This window comes from Xanthobacter sp. DMC12, assembly GCF_056314105.1.
In genome coordinates, this window is record NZ_JBQUYZ010000003.1 from 251916 (window position 1) to 268029 (window position 16114).

The 16114-nt window shown below is 66.4% G+C and carries 16 protein-coding genes; 9 read left to right on the forward strand and 7 right to left on the reverse strand.

What is annotated here, in order from left to right; genetic code table 11:
• Position 1 precedes the first annotated feature (1 nt).
• Genes ACT535_RS14305 through ACT535_RS14320 form a run of 4 tightly spaced genes read right to left on the reverse strand, consistent with a single transcriptional unit; the run spans position 2 to position 3635 of the window.
• Positions 2-868, reverse strand: a complete 867-nt coding sequence (locus ACT535_RS14305; RefSeq protein ID WP_168459019.1) for an alpha/beta fold hydrolase — start codon at positions 866-868, stop codon at positions 2-4.
• 2 nt (positions 869-870) lie between these two features.
• On the reverse strand, positions 871-1446 hold the full coding sequence (locus ACT535_RS14310) for a flavin reductase family protein (protein WP_476364900.1): 576 nt from the start codon (positions 1444-1446) through the stop codon (positions 871-873).
• Positions 1447-1456: 10 nt separating this feature from the next.
• Positions 1457-2650, reverse strand: coding sequence for an acyl-CoA dehydrogenase family protein (locus ACT535_RS14315; RefSeq protein WP_476364901.1), 1194 nt, complete (start codon positions 2648-2650; stop codon positions 1457-1459).
• A gap of 43 nt (positions 2651-2693) precedes the next feature.
• A complete protein-coding gene (locus tag ACT535_RS14320) occupies positions 2694-3635 on the reverse strand; it encodes a 3-carboxyethylcatechol 2,3-dioxygenase (RefSeq protein ID WP_476364902.1) in 942 nt (313 codons plus the stop codon).
• A gap of 337 nt (positions 3636-3972) precedes the next feature.
• Between ACT535_RS14320 and ACT535_RS14325 the strand changes: the two genes are divergently transcribed.
• Entirely contained in the window at positions 3973-4767 is a 795-nt protein-coding gene (locus tag ACT535_RS14325) for a DNA-binding transcriptional regulator (protein WP_168459023.1), read from the forward strand.
• A gap of 46 nt (positions 4768-4813) precedes the next feature.
• Here the strand turns inward: ACT535_RS14325 and ACT535_RS14330 are convergent, their stop codons facing one another.
• Positions 4814-5290 (reverse strand): MarR family winged helix-turn-helix transcriptional regulator, encoded by a 477-nt coding sequence (locus ACT535_RS14330; RefSeq protein WP_476364903.1) that lies wholly within the window; start codon positions 5288-5290, stop codon positions 4814-4816.
• A 51-nt stretch (positions 5291-5341) separates the two neighbouring features.
• On the opposite strand from ACT535_RS14330, the gene ACT535_RS14335 reads away from it, so the two are divergent.
• A complete protein-coding gene (locus tag ACT535_RS14335; RefSeq protein WP_168459025.1) occupies positions 5342-5740 on the forward strand; it encodes an ester cyclase in 399 nt (132 codons plus the stop codon).
• Positions 5741-6010: 270 nt separating this feature from the next.
• Here ACT535_RS14335 and ACT535_RS14340 read toward each other — a convergent pair whose 3' ends face one another.
• Positions 6011-7396 carry a sigma-54 interaction domain-containing protein gene (locus tag ACT535_RS14340; RefSeq protein WP_476364904.1) on the reverse strand — a complete coding sequence of 462 codons (1386 nt, stop codon included), beginning with the start codon at positions 7394-7396 and terminating at the stop codon, positions 6011-6013.
• A gap of 300 nt (positions 7397-7696) precedes the next feature.
• Between ACT535_RS14340 and ACT535_RS14345 the strand changes: the two genes are divergently transcribed.
• The 3 genes from ACT535_RS14345 (at position 7697) to ACT535_RS14355 (ending at position 10687) form a co-directional block, all read left to right on the forward strand.
• On the forward strand, positions 7697-8605 hold the full coding sequence (locus tag ACT535_RS14345) for a 3-hydroxyacyl-CoA dehydrogenase family protein (RefSeq protein ID WP_476364905.1): 909 nt from the start codon (positions 7697-7699) through the stop codon (positions 8603-8605).
• 11 nt (positions 8606-8616) lie between these two features.
• Positions 8617-9396 (forward strand): 3-hydroxybutyrate dehydrogenase, encoded by a 780-nt coding sequence (locus tag ACT535_RS14350; RefSeq protein ID WP_476364906.1) that lies wholly within the window; start codon positions 8617-8619, stop codon positions 9394-9396.
• Between the two features lie 82 nt (positions 9397-9478).
• Positions 9479-10687, forward strand: coding sequence for an ABC transporter substrate-binding protein (locus tag ACT535_RS14355; RefSeq protein WP_476364907.1), 1209 nt, complete (start codon positions 9479-9481; stop codon positions 10685-10687).
• A gap of 281 nt (positions 10688-10968) precedes the next feature.
• Here the strand turns inward: ACT535_RS14355 and ACT535_RS14360 are convergent, their stop codons facing one another.
• The gene (locus ACT535_RS14360; protein WP_476364908.1) at positions 10969-11853 is read right to left on the reverse strand and encodes a LysR family transcriptional regulator; all 885 of its coding nucleotides are present in this window, start codon (positions 11851-11853) and stop codon (positions 10969-10971) included.
• Positions 11854-12100: 247 nt separating this feature from the next.
• Here ACT535_RS14360 and ACT535_RS14365 point away from each other — a divergent pair, with 247 nt between their 5' ends.
• From ACT535_RS14365 to ACT535_RS14380, 4 genes are all read left to right on the forward strand, one after another.
• On the forward strand, positions 12101-12340 hold the full coding sequence (locus tag ACT535_RS14365) for a hypothetical protein (RefSeq protein ID WP_476364909.1): 240 nt from the start codon (positions 12101-12103) through the stop codon (positions 12338-12340).
• A gap of 41 nt (positions 12341-12381) precedes the next feature.
• Positions 12382-13734, forward strand: a complete 1353-nt coding sequence (locus ACT535_RS14370; RefSeq protein ID WP_476364910.1) for an MFS transporter — start codon at positions 12382-12384, stop codon at positions 13732-13734.
• Positions 13735-13942: 208 nt separating this feature from the next.
• Positions 13943-15106, forward strand: a complete 1164-nt coding sequence (locus ACT535_RS14375) for a muconate/chloromuconate family cycloisomerase (protein WP_476364911.1) — start codon at positions 13943-13945, stop codon at positions 15104-15106.
• Positions 15107-15161: 55 nt separating this feature from the next.
• The gene (locus ACT535_RS14380; protein WP_476364912.1) at positions 15162-16091 is read left to right on the forward strand and encodes a dioxygenase family protein; all 930 of its coding nucleotides are present in this window, start codon (positions 15162-15164) and stop codon (positions 16089-16091) included.
• Positions 16092-16114 lie beyond the last annotated feature (23 nt).

Below are 16114 nucleotides of genomic sequence, written 5' to 3' on the forward strand. Positions count from 1 at the left end.
ATCACCTTGAAAGAAATTCGAGCACCAGCGCGTTGAACGCGTCCGCGTGCTCCCACTGGGCCCAGTGCCCGCAATTTCCGAACACATGCAGCTCCGCCTTCGAGATGCCGGCAAGGAGACGCAGCCCGGCATCCAGCGGAACGAAGCGGTCGTTGCGCCCCCAGATGACGAGGGTGGGGGCGGAGATCTCGCCGAGGCGGGGGCCGAAATCGGGGAACTGCTTCGGGTTCGCCTCGAGGCTCTTGACGAAATTATCCAGATGATCGCGGCGCTTCAGCATGTTCTCGAGGCGCGTGCGGTAGAGGTCTTCGGTCAGATCATTGGGATCGAACACGAAGACCGCCATCATCGCCTTGAGGTTCTCGATGGTGGGCGTGCGATAGAGCGCATTCAGGAGCTTGATGCCCTCGGTGGGCATCGGCGCGAAGGCGCTTGCCCCGCCCGTGCCGCCACCCATCAGCACCAGCTTGCCGACCTTGCCCGGATGGTCGAGGGCGAAGGCGACGGCGCTGTGGCCGCCCATGGAATTGCCGAGGATATGGATGCGCTCCAGCCCCAGCGCCGCCACCACGCCCGCCAGCACCCGCGCATTGAGGTTGGAGCGCGAGCCGGTGGAGACGATGGTGTCGCTCTTGCTCCAGCCGGGACAATCCACCAGCAGCACGCGATAGCCCGCCTCCACCAGAGGCGCGATGTTGCGGTTGAAGTTGGCCCAGCCCGACGCGCCAGGGCCGGAGCCATGCAGCATCACGACGGTCTCGCGGGCATCGCCGGGATCGCAGTCGTTGTAATGGATGGAGAGTTCGCCGCCAGCCTCGGGCACGCGGACGAAGCGGCTGGTGCCCGCTTCCGTGAAGGGTTCGCTCATGCTCAGGATTCCAGGGGGCTGACGCGGCAAAAGGCGCCGTTCACATAGATCAGGGGCTCGCCACCCGGCGGCTCGGAGGCGTCCAGCACCTCGCACAGCAACGCGTGGTGGGTGCTCTCGTCGAACACCTTGACCACGCGGCAGTCGAAGGTGGCGAGCGCCCCCTCCAGCACGGGGGCGCCGGAGACGCGGGTCTGCCAGGTGCCATGCTCGAAGCGGGCGGGGCCGAACACGCCCTCCACCATCCCGGCGAACACCTTGGCGAGATGGGCCTGCCCGGCCGAGAGCACGTTGATGCACAGCGAGCCGCTGGCGAGGATCGCGTCGGCGGCGGCCACCTTCTTGTTGACCAGCACCACCATGCGGGGCGGATCGACGGTGACGGAGCACACCGCCGTGGCGGTGAGCCCGATCTTGGTCTCGCCGTCACACGTGGTGATGATGGAGACGCCGGAAGCGAGGTGGCGCATGCCGGTGCGGTGATCGTCCGGGCTGGCGGTGGGCAGGTGACGCAGGGTTTCGCTCGCCGCCCAGTCGAGTCGCTGGTTGATGTTCTGTGTGTTGGTGTTCTGTGTCATGGCCGGGGGCTCAGGCGCGCACGCCGAAAGGGTTGGCGGCGGGCATGGGATTGCCGAGCAGCTGACCGCCGAGGAGGTCGCCGATATTGTCCTGGTTCTGGGTGATGTGGTTGGCACCCACCAGGATGTCGCGCAGCTGACGCTGCATGGGATTGTTGAGCCAGACACCGCGCGTCGACGTCTTCTTGAAGATCATGTGGGCCGCTTCAAAGCATTCGCCGCCCGTGAACTGGTTGGTGGCGAAATGGCGGACGCGCACGTCGATGGGCACCAGCTCGCCACGCTCGGCATAGCTCCACGCCTCGTCGGTGTTGTGCAGGATGCGGGTTTCCGCCCCCAGGATCTTCGCGGTGGCCTCGCCGAGCCGTGCCTTGATGAAGGGGTCGTTCACCGCCGCGCCGACGGCCTGGTTCAGGTTCTGCCGCGGCCGCATGTGCTCGATGTAGAGATCGGCCATGCCGCGTGCCATGCCGACGATGACGGACGACACCGCCGCGTAGAACACGTAGAAAAACGGCATCTTGTAGAGGTTTTCCACGTGGCCGTGAGTCGCCTCGCCATAGGCGGCGATGACGTGGCTGCGATAGGCTGGCACGAACGCCTCGCGCACCACCAGCTTCTTGCTGCCGGTGCCGGCAAGACCCACGACGAACCAATCGTCGACGATCTCGAAATCGGATTTCTGCACCCAGAAGGAGCGGAACACCTGCTCGCCATTCTCCATGACGCGGCCGCCGAGGAAGGCGCCGCCTTCGGCATGGTCGCAGCCGCTGGAGGTGAGCCATTCGCCCTTGAGCACATAGCCGCCCTCCACCGCCGTTACGGTGCCGAAGGGAGCATAGGAGGAGGAGACGAGCCGGGTCGGGTCCTCGCCCCACAATTCATCGCCGCAGCGCGGATCGAGCAGGCCCACCTCGAACGGGTGGACACCGAGGACCATGACGTTCCACGCGCTGGAGGGGCAGCCGCGGGCGAGCTCCATCAGCACCCTGTTGAGCACGTTGGGGCTCGTCTCGTAGCCGCCCCAGCGCCGCGGCTGGAGGATGCGGAAAAAGCCGGCATCCTGGAATGCCTGAATGGTGGCGGCCGGCACCATGCGCGCCTTCTCCACCGCCTCCGCCTGCTCGCGCAGCCAGGGAATCATGGCCGTCGCGCGGGCGACGATCTCGGTTTCGGTGGGGGTGCAGCTCGATCTGTCCAACATGCTGATTCTCCTGGCGTTCCTCGCTGGGGTCGCGTGCACGCTGTCAGCGTGGCTCGGCGCTCATGACGCCGTAGCCGGCGATCCACTCGTTGATCGGGCGGTAATAGTCGCGGCGGGCGGTGTATCCGCCCCGCGCGGCGGCAAGGGCGGCGAAGGCCGCCACCCAGGTGCGCACCTCGTGTGTGGAGCGGCCGGCCTCGTGCGAGATATCCTCGATGCTGAAGTCGTCCACGGCATCGAGCTTTCCGCCAAGCAGCAGGTCGATGAAGGCCTGGTCCCATTCCGCGTTGAGCGGCGTCTGGGCGGAGAGTTCCGTGCCGTAGATCTTACCGGCGGCGATGGTGCGCGCCTGCCGCGCCGCGCGCGCCTCCGGCGTGGGGTTCCGGCCGCAGATGAGGAATTCCTCGATGGCTTCCGGCGCGCCTTCGAGCAGCGGCACCGGCGGCTCGTGGGAGAGGCCGCCCGTCCCGACGATGAGCACGCGCTTGTCAAGGGTGGCGATAAACTCGCCGACCACCTCGCCGAGGCGGCGTACCCGCCGATAGGGCGCAAAGGGGGGCGCCACCGAATTGATGATGATGGGGATCACCGGATAGCGGGTCAGGCTGCCGGTCAGTTCCTCGAGCGTCTGCGTGCAGCCGTGATCCACCTGAAGGCGGTGCGAGAGCGAGACGTCCACGTCATGGTCGAGGACGAAGCGGGTCAATTGGAGCGCGAGATCACGCGCCACCGAGAGTGAACCCGGCAACGTCATGTAATCGGCGACCGATTCCGCCGCCGTTGCGATGACGAAGGGGGGCATGAGATCGTAGAAGAGGCCGTTATAGTGGTCCGGCGCGAAGATCACGATCAGCTCGGGATCGAATGCTTCCACTTCGGCGCGGGCGCGGGCCAGCACGGCATCGACTTCCGCAATCACCTCCGACGCAGGATCGTTGAGGCCGCGCAGAGGCGTGTGCGAGAGGCACTTGAGCATGATGGTCATGATGGCTCCCTCGACCTTGGAAGCTGCGGGCCAACGACAGCGCGTGGCCAGCTCCCCCCTCCAGGTCGCTTTCTTCATTTTGAGTGGCTGCACTGTAGGGGCGGCCGAGGCGGAGACGGAACTTCAAACCACCCGAGTGTGCACCTGGTGCACATCGTTGATTTCAAATACTCTCCAGCGATAATTTGAAAAGCGTTGGAGAGATCCGCGCGCCACGAAGATTGAGGTTTGGCGCGCTTTTGCGTCCATTGCCGGGGGCGGCGTCCGGGCATCGCTCCATCGCACCGGGCGCTTTGCGCCTGGACTATGCTGGCGGGAAAGTCGGGGGCGAAACCAGATGGCGGAGGCAAGCCGCTACAAGAACGTCCGGGGCCTGAGCCGGGGGCTCGCGCTCCTCAATGCCCTCAACCGCACGGATGGGGGCGCGAACGTCGCGCGCCTTGCCGAATTGACCAAATTGCATCGCACAACCGTGCAGCGGCTGCTTGAGACGATGCAGACGGAGGGGTACGTCCGGCGCAGCGAGTCCGATGATCGTTACTGCCTGAACCTTCGGGTGCGCGAGCTGAGCGAGGGCTTTCGCGACGAGCACTGGATCTCCGCCCTCGCCTCGCCCTTGCTCGGGCAGTTGCTGCGGGAGGTGGGCTGGCCAACGGATCTCTGCACCTTCGACGTGGACGCCATGGTGGTGCGCGAGACCACCCACCGCTTCAGCAAGCTCTCCTTCCACCGCTCCATGATCGGCCGGCGCCTGCCGATGCTCCAGACGGCGAGCGGCACTGCCTACCTCGCCTTCTGTCCCGAAGATGAACGCGAACGCATCATCGATTTCCTCGCCCGACAGCCGCGGATGGAATGCCGGCTGGCCCGTGATCGGACGGCGGTGAACGATCTCCTCGCCCGGGTGGCGCAGCAAGGGTATGGCCACAACCACATGAACTGGACGGAAGAGCCGAAGATGGCCGGGATCGCGGTTCCGATCCGGGGGGCGCAAGGCCTTCTGGGCTGCCTCAGCGTCGTCTATATCGCGTCGGCCATGACGACTGCGGTCGCGGCCTCGCGCTATCTGGAATCGTTGCGCAAGGTCGTGAGATCACTCGAAGTCGAGACCATGAAGGCGGACGGTGTGTAGGGGATTCTGACCGGCAATCCGACCAGGTGAGAACGCCAACCCGGATTCAGTCTCCATTTCTTTCCAGCGCCGAGCCAAGCGCCGCCAGCAGGCCACGCGCCGTCTTTATATCTTCAGCCGGTATGGCGGCCGAAAGGGCATCGATCCACTTCGCCTGCGCCTTCATCAGCCTGCGATAAGCGTCAGCGCCTTGGGCGGTGGGGGCGAGCAGCTTGGCGCGGGCGTGCCGCGGATTAGGATGGTATGCCACGAGCCCGGCGCGCACCATGTCATCAGCGAGCCGCTGGACGTTCTGCCGCGTCTGTGAGAGACGCCGCGCCACATCGGCGACGGTCGCAGGCTCCTGGACGATCACCCCCATCACCTGCCATCGCGCAGCCGTCAGACCAAAGGGCGCGCTGAGTCTGTTGCCGGCCTCGACCAGCCGGTTGCCAGCTTGGAGGATGTCCCAGACCAGGCAGCTCAGTTCTTCGTTCTTTCTGCGATCCAGGACGCCCTCCCCATCACATATGCACGTTGACAACAGGTTGTCATGTATGTGATTGACAACATGCTGTCAATGAGAGCCCCATCCATGACTCCCGCCGAACTCGTGCGATCCCTCTATGAGGATTGCCTCAATCCGCGCCGCCTCGATCGCCTGCCGGAATATTTGTCGGACACCTTCGTGGGGTCCAATGGCGAACAGGGCCCGATCGGGTTTCGGCAGACTGTCGAACGGATGGTCGCAGCCTTTCCCGACCTACGCTTCGAAATCGAGGATCTGTTTGAAGCTGACGAAAAGGCCTGCGTCCGCTGGCGTTTTGAGGCGGCGCAGCTTGGGCCGCTGTCCGGCTTCGCCCCGACCGGAAAGGTTGCGGTTCAGCAGGGCATTGCCATTTACGAGGCCAGCCAAGGCAAGCTCACGCGGGCATGGTTGCAGGTGGACCGGCTGGGCGTTCTCATGCAGATCGGGGCCGTGAAGCTCGGATGAAGCGTGCGGCGGAAAAGCCCCTCCATCCCCCTACGCCGTCACCTCCAGCCGCGCCCGCAGCAGCACGCCGGCGACTGCGACACGCAGCCCTTCCACCTCGTCCGCGAGTTGGGCGGTCCGTTCCCTGTGCCGGGCCCTTTGCCCACGAGCATCATCGCCGCCAACCCGTATGCGGCAAGCGGGGAGAGCAGTCCCGGCTTGAACCGGAACATGGCGAGCGCGGCCGCTGCTGCCAGCGCGCGAACAGCGCCGGCCAGCGTGTCGTCGATGTCAGGCGGTCCCGTATTGCTTGATCTTTGCGTAGAGACTGCTGCGCGAGAGACCCAACAGTCTGGCCGCCTCCTGCTTGTTGCCGGCAGCCTGTTTTAGCGCGTCGGCAATCATGGAGCGCTCCAGCCTTGCGACGGCGCCGGCGAGATCAAGCACCGGCGATGCCTCGCTCTCGTCCGCGACGGATGGGAGAACGTCCGCGACATGGCTCGCCTCGATCCGCGCGCCATCGCTGCGGACATAGATCTGCTCGATGACGTTGGACAGCTCGCGCACATTGCCGGGCCAGTCGTGGCGCGCCAACCGCGCGACGGCGGCCGCCGTCAGCGGACGCACGGTCACGCCGAATGCGGCGGCGGTCTGCTCGCTGAAGCGGGTGGCGAGCAGTTCCACGTCTCCCGCCCGCTCGCGCAAGGGCGGCAGGTGGATGGGCAGCACGTTGAGCCGGTAATAGAGATCCTGCCGGAACGTCCCCGCACGCACCATGTCGGCCAGCGGGCGGCTGGTGGCGGCGATGATCCGCACGTCCACACGCGACGGCTGGTTGGAGCCGACGGGCTCCACCTCTCCATCCTGCAGCGTGCGCAACAGCTTCGCCTGCAGGGCGAGCGGCATGTCGCCGATCTCGTCGAGAAACAGCGTGCCCTCATGGGCGATCTGGAACTTGCCCGGCCGCGGCTGGCGGGCGGCGCCGGTGAAGGCGCCCGGCGCGACGCCGAAGAATTCCGCCTCCAGCAGGTTCTCCGGCACGGCCGCCACATTGATGGCCACGAATGGCCGGCTCATGCGCTTGGAGGCGGCGTGGATGGCATGCGCGGCCATTTCCTTCCCCGTGCCGGTCTCGCCCAGGAGCAGCACGGCAGACCCGACCTCGCCCGCCCGGCGCAGCAGGCGCGCCAGTTGCCGCATGGCGGGGCTCGCGCCGAGGATATGCTCGGCGGTGAAGCGGACGGCCCGCTTGGCGGAGAAGGCCTGCTCCATCCGCGCGAGGCGCGACTGCATCTGATGAAGCCGCTCGGCGATGGGCTTGAGATAGGGAATGCTGTCCTTCAGGGCGAAAGCGATGGCACCGATGATCGCGCCCGTCTCGTCCCGCAGAGGCAGCCGCGTCACCAGAAGCCAGCGATCGCCGTACTGGATGATGTCCAGGGGATGGGGCTGGCCGGTCTCCACCACCTCGCGCATCCGGCTATGGGGGATGACGCGCTCGATCTCCTGCCCCACGAGTTCGGCAAGGTCCGGCTTGCCGAGTAGCGCCAGCTGGCCTTCGCTGAACCAGACGACCCGGGACTCGCGATCGACCAGGGTCGCCCCGTCGATCATGCCCTCCACCACGCCCAGAAGGGCTCTGGCAGATGCGAAGCATTCGTCGGTGATGGTGGTCATGGCGGCCATCCGGAGGATGCGTGTCCAATTATCTGGAAAGCTCTGTCGCTCAACTGGACATCAGCCGGAGCGCCGGCTGTCAACCGTCGATGTAAGCCCCGGGCCGCCTGATGCTGTCAATGCCGCGGCTGACGCGTCCGGATTGTTGGACAAAAACGGCATTGAGCTTGGCCGGACAGCCCGCGCAACGCCTTGATTTTGCGACCTCCGCGCCTCGCCCTCTCCGCTGGCACGCGCCTTGCGCAGGAAAAGTCAAAACAGATCGCCGGCACTGGCGGGCGCGCAAGACATCGGGATGAAATGCAGCCGAAGAGGATCGCCGTCATTGGCGCCGGCCTGATGGGCCATGGCATCGCGCAGGCGTTCGCTGGCGCCGGGCTGCCTGTTTCCATTCACGACGCGGATCCGGCGCGGCGCGCCGGCATTCCCGACCGCATCCGCAAGAGCCTCGACGAGCTGGGAGCCGACCCCGCCACTGCCGACCGGGTCACGCCCGCCGACACGCTCGCCGCGGCGGTTGCCGGTGCCAACGTGATCATCGAGGCGGTGCCGGAAGATCTTGAGCTGAAGAAGCAGGTGTTCGCCGAGATCGAGGCCGCCGCCCCGCTTCACGCGCTGATCGCCAGCAACACCTCGGTCATTCCCATCACGCAGATCATGGCGGGGCTCACCCACCGGCGACGGGCCATGGGCACGCACTGGTGGAACCCGCCGCACCAGATCCCGCTCGTGGAGGTGGTGCAGGCGGAGGATACCGGCGAGGACGAGGTCGCGGCCATGATGGCGCTCCTTGCCGGCATCGGAAAGAAGCCGGTGCATGTGCGCCGGGACGTGCCCGGCTTCATCGGCAACCGGTTGCAGCACGCCATGTGGCGCGAGGCCATCGCGCTGGTTCAGGCTGGCGTCTGCGATGCCGCGACCGTGGACGAGGTAGTGAAGGAGAGCTTCGGCCGGCGCCTTGCGGTGCTGGGGCCGCTGGAGAATGCCGACCTTGTCGGCACGGACCTGACGCTCAGCGTCCACCGCTATGTGCTTCACGATCTCGATCGCACGCCCGGCCCCCTTCCGCTACTGGAAGAGCTGGTCGCCGCCGGCCGCCTCGGCATGAAGTCCGGCGGGGGCTTCCGGGACTGGACCGACGCGGAAGCGCAGGCGGTGCGCACGCGCCTTGCGGACCATCTGCGCCGGTTCGAGGTTCACGACACATGAGAGAGCACGCCATGAAAGGCCGCAACGCCATCGTCACCGGTTCCACCTCCGGCATCGGACTCGCCATCGCGCGGGCTCTTGCCGCCGAGGGCTGCAACGTGATGCTCAACGGGCTCGGCGACGCAGGCGAGATCGAGACTGTCCGCGCGGATCTCGCCGCGTCCGCCGGTACGAAGATCGGCTATCACGGGGCCGACGTGAGCCGGCCGACCGAAGTCCGCGCGCTGGTTGCGGCGGCACGCGCGGAAATAGGCCCGGTGGACATCCTTGTGAACAATGCCGGCATCCAGCATGTCTCGGCGCTGGCGGACTTTCCGGATGAGCAGTGGGACCGCCTCGTCGCGGTGAACCTCTCCGCGGCCTTCCACGCGAGCAAGGCGGTCATCGGCTCCATGACGGAGCGGCGCTTCGGCCGCATCGTCAACATTGCCTCTGTGCTCGGGCTCGTCGGCGCGCCGCACAAGGCCGCCTACGTCGCCACCAAGCACGGCCTCGTGGGGCTCACCAAATCCATCGCCATCGAGGTGGCGGAGACGGGCGTCACCTGCAACGCCGTCTGCCCGGGCATGGTGATGACGCCCATCATCGAGATGCAGGTGGCCGACCAGGCGAAGGTCACGGGCCTGTCGCCCGAGGACGTGGTGAAGGAGGTGTTCCTCCAGAACCAGCCCATCCGGCGCCCCGTGACGGCGGAGGAGATCGCCGGCGCGGTCGTGTTCCTGTGCTCGCCGGCGGGCTCGGGCGTCACGGGCACGACGCTGGCGGTGGATGGCGGCTACGTCGCCCGCTGAGGTGTGCGAGGCGCGCGTCGACGCGTTCAGTGCGGATCAGACAAACAAAAGATCAGGCAAACATAAAGCAGGGAGAAACCGCATGAAGGGTCTCATGGTTGCCGCGGCGATCGGCACGGCTGTCGCCGGGCTCGCTGGACCGGCCTCGGCGCAGATGTCGGACGGCAAGATCAAGATCGGGCTCCTGTCCGACCTCGCCGGCGTCTATTCCGACATCAACGGTGAGGGCTCGGCCCAGGCGGCGCGGCTCGCGGCGGAAGAGTTCGGCAACGCCATCAACGGCGTGCCGGTAGAGATCATCGTCGGCGATCACCAGAACAAAGCGGACGTGGCGGCGAGCCTCGCCCGCAAATGGATCGACACCGAGCAGGTGGACGTGATCGCGGACGTGCCCAATTCCGCCGCCGCGCTGGCCGTGCAGGCCATCACCAAGGAACGCAAGCGCATCTTCCTCATGTCCGGCCCCGGCTCGGTGGACCTCACCGGCAAGGCGTGCAGCCCCTACGGCTTCATGTGGACGTGGGACACCCACTCGGTCTCCTCCGCCACCGCCCGCGCGCTGGTGAACAAGGGCGACAAGAGCTGGTTCTTCATCACGGCCGACTATGCCTTCGGCCATTCGCTGGAGGAGGAGGCGTCCAAGACGGTGAAGGCCATGGGCGGCACCGTGAAAGGCGGCGTACGCGTGCCCCTCGCGACGTCCGACTTCTCCTCCTTCCTGCTGCAGGCGCAGGCCTCCGGTGCCAAGGTGGTGGCCCTCGCCAATGCCGGCGGCGACACCATCAATTCGGTGAAGCAGGCGACCGAGTTCGGCCTGCCGCAGGGCGGCCAGACGCTCGCCGGCCTGCTCCTCAACATCAACGACATCCACGCGCTGACGTTGCCGGTGGCGAAGGGCCTCATCCTGTCCAACTCGTTTTATTGGGACATGAATGACGAAACCCGCGCCTGGTCCAAGAAGTTCGAGGAGAAGACCGGCCGCAAGCCCTCCATGAACCAGGCGGGCGTCTACTCCGCGGTCCGGCACTATCTCCAGGCGGTGAAGGAGCTCGGCACGGATGACGCCGACAAGGTGGCCGCCAAGATGCGCGCCACGCCCGTGACCGACATGATGATGAAGGACGCGAAGATCGGCGAGAACGGGCGCGTGTTCAACAACATGTACCTGTTCGAGGTGAAGAAGCCCCAGGATTCGAAGGGCCCCTGGGACTATCTCACCCTCCTTGAGACCGTGCCCGGCACCGAGGCCTACATCCCGGTCAAGGACAGCGGCTGCCCGCTCGTGAAGTAGCCGGAGAACACTCGAACAGATGCGCGGCGCCATCGTCGGGGTCTGGAAGGCGAAGCCGGACCAGCATCGCGGATGACTTCGTCGGTCCTGCCCAGGGAGGTGAAGGCAGCCACCGAGGCGCACTGCCGAACGAGGATCTGCACCGCCGCATCGCCAGTTCGCGGCGGTGCTGGACCCTACGTTCGGTGTGGGTGAGGTGGTTCATCGGGGCGGGCGGTTATCTGGTCACGCGCATGTTTGTCTCAGGCGCGGCCCCACGGAAATGGCCGAGCACGGAGAAGTCAGCTTCTTGTCTTGAGGCGCTCGGTGAGCTGCAGCATCTGGCGCAGCAAGGTGGAGCCGTCGTTGCGGCGGTGGCTCAGGATGATCGGGCTCGAGAAGGGCTCGTCGAGGTCGAGGAAACGCACATCGCCGCGCCCCAGCCGGCGGATCGAGGCCGGCACCACGCAGATGCCGGCGCCCGAAGCCACCAATCCCAGCGCGGTCTGCACATCGCGCGCCTCCATGCCGATGCGCGGCGTGATACCGGCATCGCGGTAAAAGGACAGCACCTGATCGGCATAGCTCGGGCGCGGCGAGTGAGGATAGAGGATGAGCGGCTCGGCCTCGACGTCCGCGAGCCGCGGGCGCACTTTCGCCCCTGCCATCTCGTGCGACGCGCAGACGGCGATGCACAGCGTTTCCTCCCGCAGCACGTCGCGCACCAGCGCATCGTCCTCGAAGCGCAGGCGGCCGAAGCCCACGTCGATGCGCCCGTCCTTCAACGCGGCGATCTGCTCGAGCGTCGTCATCTCCATGAGTTGCACCTGCACCTCGGGTGAAAGGATGCGGAACTCACGGATCAGCTCCGGCAGCGCGTCGTAGAGCGTGGACGCGACGAAGCCGATGTTGAACTGGAAGACCAAGCGCATCCCGATGCGCCGCGTGGTGGCCTTCATTTCCTCCACCCGCTGGAGCAATTGCACGCTCTGCTCGAACAGATGGCGGCCAGCCTCGGTCAGGGTCAGCGGCCTCCCGCGATCGAGCAGGCGCACGCCCATTTCCTCCTCCAGCTGCTGGATCTGCCGGCTGAGCGGCGGCTGGGCCATATTGAGCTTCTCGGCCGCGCGGCTGAACGAGCCTTCCGCTGCGACGGTGGTGAAGTAGCGCAGATGCCGCAGGTCCATGTCCCGCCCCGTTTCGATACCTGAGAAGTATGGTCGCCGCGCCAACCCACTCAATTCAGCGCTATTTTTGCCCGATACCCCGCCGTTCGCATCGTCTTACATACCCTGAAAGTATGAATATACACTCATTTGGTCTTAGCCCACCGACCTCTTGCGCCGTAGTTTGCCGCGCAGGGAAGAAACGTCCGGACGGAGGTGCCGAAGGCCCCCGACTGGAACACTGCGCGGCCGAAGCCGTGGGAGGGCCATGTTCGCCAACCGCATCGCCACGTCCGGCTTTCGCGCCATCGACCGGGACGGATATGCCCGCGGGCGCGAGGCCATCCTCTGGGCGATCGCCCCGCACGCAACCATCACCGCCGGCGCCGAGACACCCGCGACGCCGCAGGCCATGGCGTCGGAGCCGAATGCCGGCATGTCGGGCTCACGGCTCGCCGTCTTTTTCCCGCCGTGCATCTCTTCGCCGCCGAACTGCGCCGAGACATAGCCACCTCCTTTCCAAAACGTCAGAACATCTGAGGAGACCCCATGCCAACGCCCACTGCCGTCACACGGGACATCAAGGACATTATCGACGCTGGGTCGATGACCGGCCGCCGCTGGGCGGTCGTCGTGCTGTGTTTCCTGATCGCGCTGCTCGACGGCTTCGACACCCAGTCGATCGCCTTTATCGGCCCCGCGATCGCGCAGGACTTCGGCATGAAGGCGGCGGACATGACCTGGGTCATCACCGCATCCATCATCGGCATGACGCTCGGCGCGATCGGCCTCGGCAGTTTCGGCGACAAATTCGGGCGCCGCAGGGCCATCCTCATCGCGGTGTTCCTGTTTGGAGTGTTTTCGCTGATGGGCGCTTACGCCACCTCGCCCACCCAGATCATCGTGTTGCGCTTCCTTATCGGCATCGGCATGGGCGGCGCGACGCCCTCCTTGCTGGCGCTCGCCGGCGAATACAGCACCTCCTCCAAGCGCGGCCTCATGATCACCGGCGTGCTGCTCGGCCTGCCTGCCGGGGCCATGCTGGGCGGCCTCATCGCGGCGAGCTGGCTGCCGGTGCTCGGCTGGCGCGGCATCTTCCTGCTGGGCGGCGTGGTGCCGCTGGCGCTGATGGTCGTGATCTACTTCCTGCTGCCGGAATCCCCGGCCTATCTCGTCTCCCGCAAGCAGAATGATGGCCAGAACCAGGCCCGCAAGCTGATCGAGCAGATGACCGGCCAGAGGATCCCCGACGGCGTGCGCCTCGTGAACCCCGCCAAGGTGACGCACGGCGCCTCCATTGCAGGGCTGTTCGAGAGCCGCTACCGCAACGTGACGCTGGCGATCTCGGCCATCTACCTGTTCAACTGGATCGCGTGGTTCCTGCTGCTCCAGTGGCTGCCCACCGCGCTCACGACGCTGGGCCTCGAGAAGGCGCAGGCGGCCTACGGCACCGTGACTGTCAACGCCGCCTTTATCGCCATGGCGCTGCCGCTCTCGGCCTTCCTGCCCAAGGTGGACGCCCGCAAGCTGCTGGTGTGCATGTTCCTCGTGGGCATCGGCGTCGCGATTGGCCTCGGCCTTGCCGGCGACCGCTGGCCGGTGGTGTTCACGCTGATTGCGCTCGCCGGCTTCGGCATCGGCGGCCAGCAGCTCGTGCTCAATTATCTGATCGCCAATGCCTATCCCACCCAGCTTCGCGCCACCGCCACCGGCTGGGGAATCGGAATCGGCCGCTCGGGGGCCATCGTCGGCTCCGCCATCGGCGGTCAGCTTCTGACGGGCGCGGGTCCCTCCGGCTACTTCATGGCGCTCGCCATCCCGCTGACCATCGCCGCGCTGGCCACCCTCACGGTTCGTGCATCCGGCGAGGAGCAGGGTGTTCCGGTGCCGGCCGCCCACTAGAGGACGGCCAATCCGATTGCAGCGCAATCACCACCCCGGACGGGCCGCGGCATTCAAGCCGCGGCCATCAATCGGAAAGTATCAATCTCAATTTCAGGAAATAATTCAGCAGCACAAATTCAGTCCGACATCTTTTCGCACATCGAGATTCACTCATCCGGGCCATTCGCCCGCTGCCATTCCTCTCCGATGACCCAGGAGCAAGACCGTGCCCGAGGCTGTGAGAGTCGTTGATATCGAAACCTTCCTCGTCGACCTGCCGACCATCCGCCCGCACCAGCTTGCCATGACGACCATCCACCAGCAGACGCTGATGATCGTGCGTCTGCGCATGTCGGACGGCATCGTCGGCATCGGCGAGGGCACCACCATCGGCGGCCTCGCCTATGGGCCGGAGAGCCCCGAGGGGATGAAGCTTGCCATCGACACCTATTTCGCGCCGATCCTGAGGGCATGCGATGCGCGCCGCATCGGCCGCACCATGGCGACCATCGGAACGTGCGTGCAGGGCAACCACTTCGCCAAGTGTGCGGTGGAAACCGCCCTGCTCGACGCCATGGGGCAGAGGGTCGGCCTTCCCCTCTCCGAATTGCTCGGTGGACGTCAGCACGACCGCCTTCCGGTGGCCTGGACCCTCGCCAGCGGCGACACCGGCCGCGACATCGCCGAGGCGGAGGAGATGCTGGCGCGGCGTCGGCATAACATTTTCAAGCTCAAGATCGGCAAGGGCGACCCGCGCGCCAATGTCGCCCATGTGGCCGCCATCAAGAAAGCGCTCGGCGCACGCGCCTCGGTGCGGGTGGACATCAACCAGGCGTGGTCCGAAGCCACCGCCTCCGCCATGTTGCCACTGCTCGCGGAGGCCGGCGTCGATCTCGTGGAGCAGCCCGTCGCGCTGCGCAACAGCGCGGGCCTCGGCCGCCTCGCCCGCGAGAGCTCGCTCGCGATCATGGCGGACGAGGCGCTGACGGGCCCGGAGACCGCCTTCGCCCTCGCCGCCCAGGCCGCCGCAGACGTATTCGCGCTCAAGGTGGAGCAGTCCGGCGGGCTGTTCGCCGCCGGACGCGTCGCCGCCATTGCGGAAGCGGCGGGCATCGGCCTTTATGGCGGCACCATGCTGGAAGGGGGTGTCGGCACCGCCGCCTCCGCGCATCTGTTCTCCACCCTTGGCAACATGGAATGGGGTACCGAGCTGTTCGGCCCCCTGCTGCTGACCGAGGATATCCTTGAGACCCCGCTGGAGTATGCCGATTTCGGCATCACCGTGCCTACGGGGCCGGGCCTCGGCATCACGCTCTGCGAGCAGCAGGTCAACCGTTTCCGGCGCGACCGCGCGGAGCGCTCCCTTCACGTCGTCGCGGGCGCCCGGTAGACGCGCCGGACGCTTCTCCCGCCTGCCCCATCAAACCAAAACACCAGGAAACGCTATGCCCGCCAATCTCATCCCCGATTCCCAGAAGAAGGAACTCGCCGCCCGCGCCGTCGGCGCCGGGACCGACATGGGCAATGCCCGCGTCAAGCAGGTGTCGGAGCAGCTTTTGTACCGCATCATGCAGGTGATCGACGAGTGCGACGTGTCCATGGACGAATTCTGGGCCGCCGTTGGCTTCATCGGCCGGGCGGCGAAAAACGACGAGCTGGGCCTCATGGTGCCCGGTGTCGCCCTTGAGCACTTCCTCGACCTCAGGCTCGACGAGGCCGAGCGCCTCGCCGGACTCTCGGGCGGCACCATGCGTACCATCGAGGGTCCGCTCTATGTCGCAGGCGCCCCGCTCTCCAAGGGCGAGGCGCGCATGGATGATGGCTCCGACGCCGGCGAGGTCTTCATCATCGAGGGGCAGGTGACGGACGAGGACGGCGCGCCCATCGCCGGCGCGATCGTCGATATCTGGCATGCCAATTCCAAGGGCGGGTACTCCTTCATCGACGGCGAGCAGGCGCCCTACAACCTGCGCCGCCGCATCGAGACCGACGCTGACGGCCGCTACCGTGCCCGCACCATCGTGCCGAACGGCTATGGCTGCCCGCCGGAGAGCGCCACCCGTCAGCTCATGACGGCTTTCGGCCGCCATGCCGAGCGCCCCGCCCATGTGCACTACTTCGTGTCGGCGCCTGGTCATCGCCAGCTGACGACCCAGTTCAACTTCACCGGCGACAAGTATCTCTACACGGACTTCGCCTTCGGCACGCGCGATGAGTTGGTGGTGTCTCTGGAGCGGGTCGATACGCCGGATGAGATCCATGCCGCGGGTCTCAACGGTCCCTTTGCCCGTACGCGCTTCGACGTGGTGCTGGTGAAGGACAACGCCAACGCCCCGCAGACGGTGGTTCACCGCGACCACGTTCCCGCGCACTGATGACACCGGCCGGTGCGCGCCGG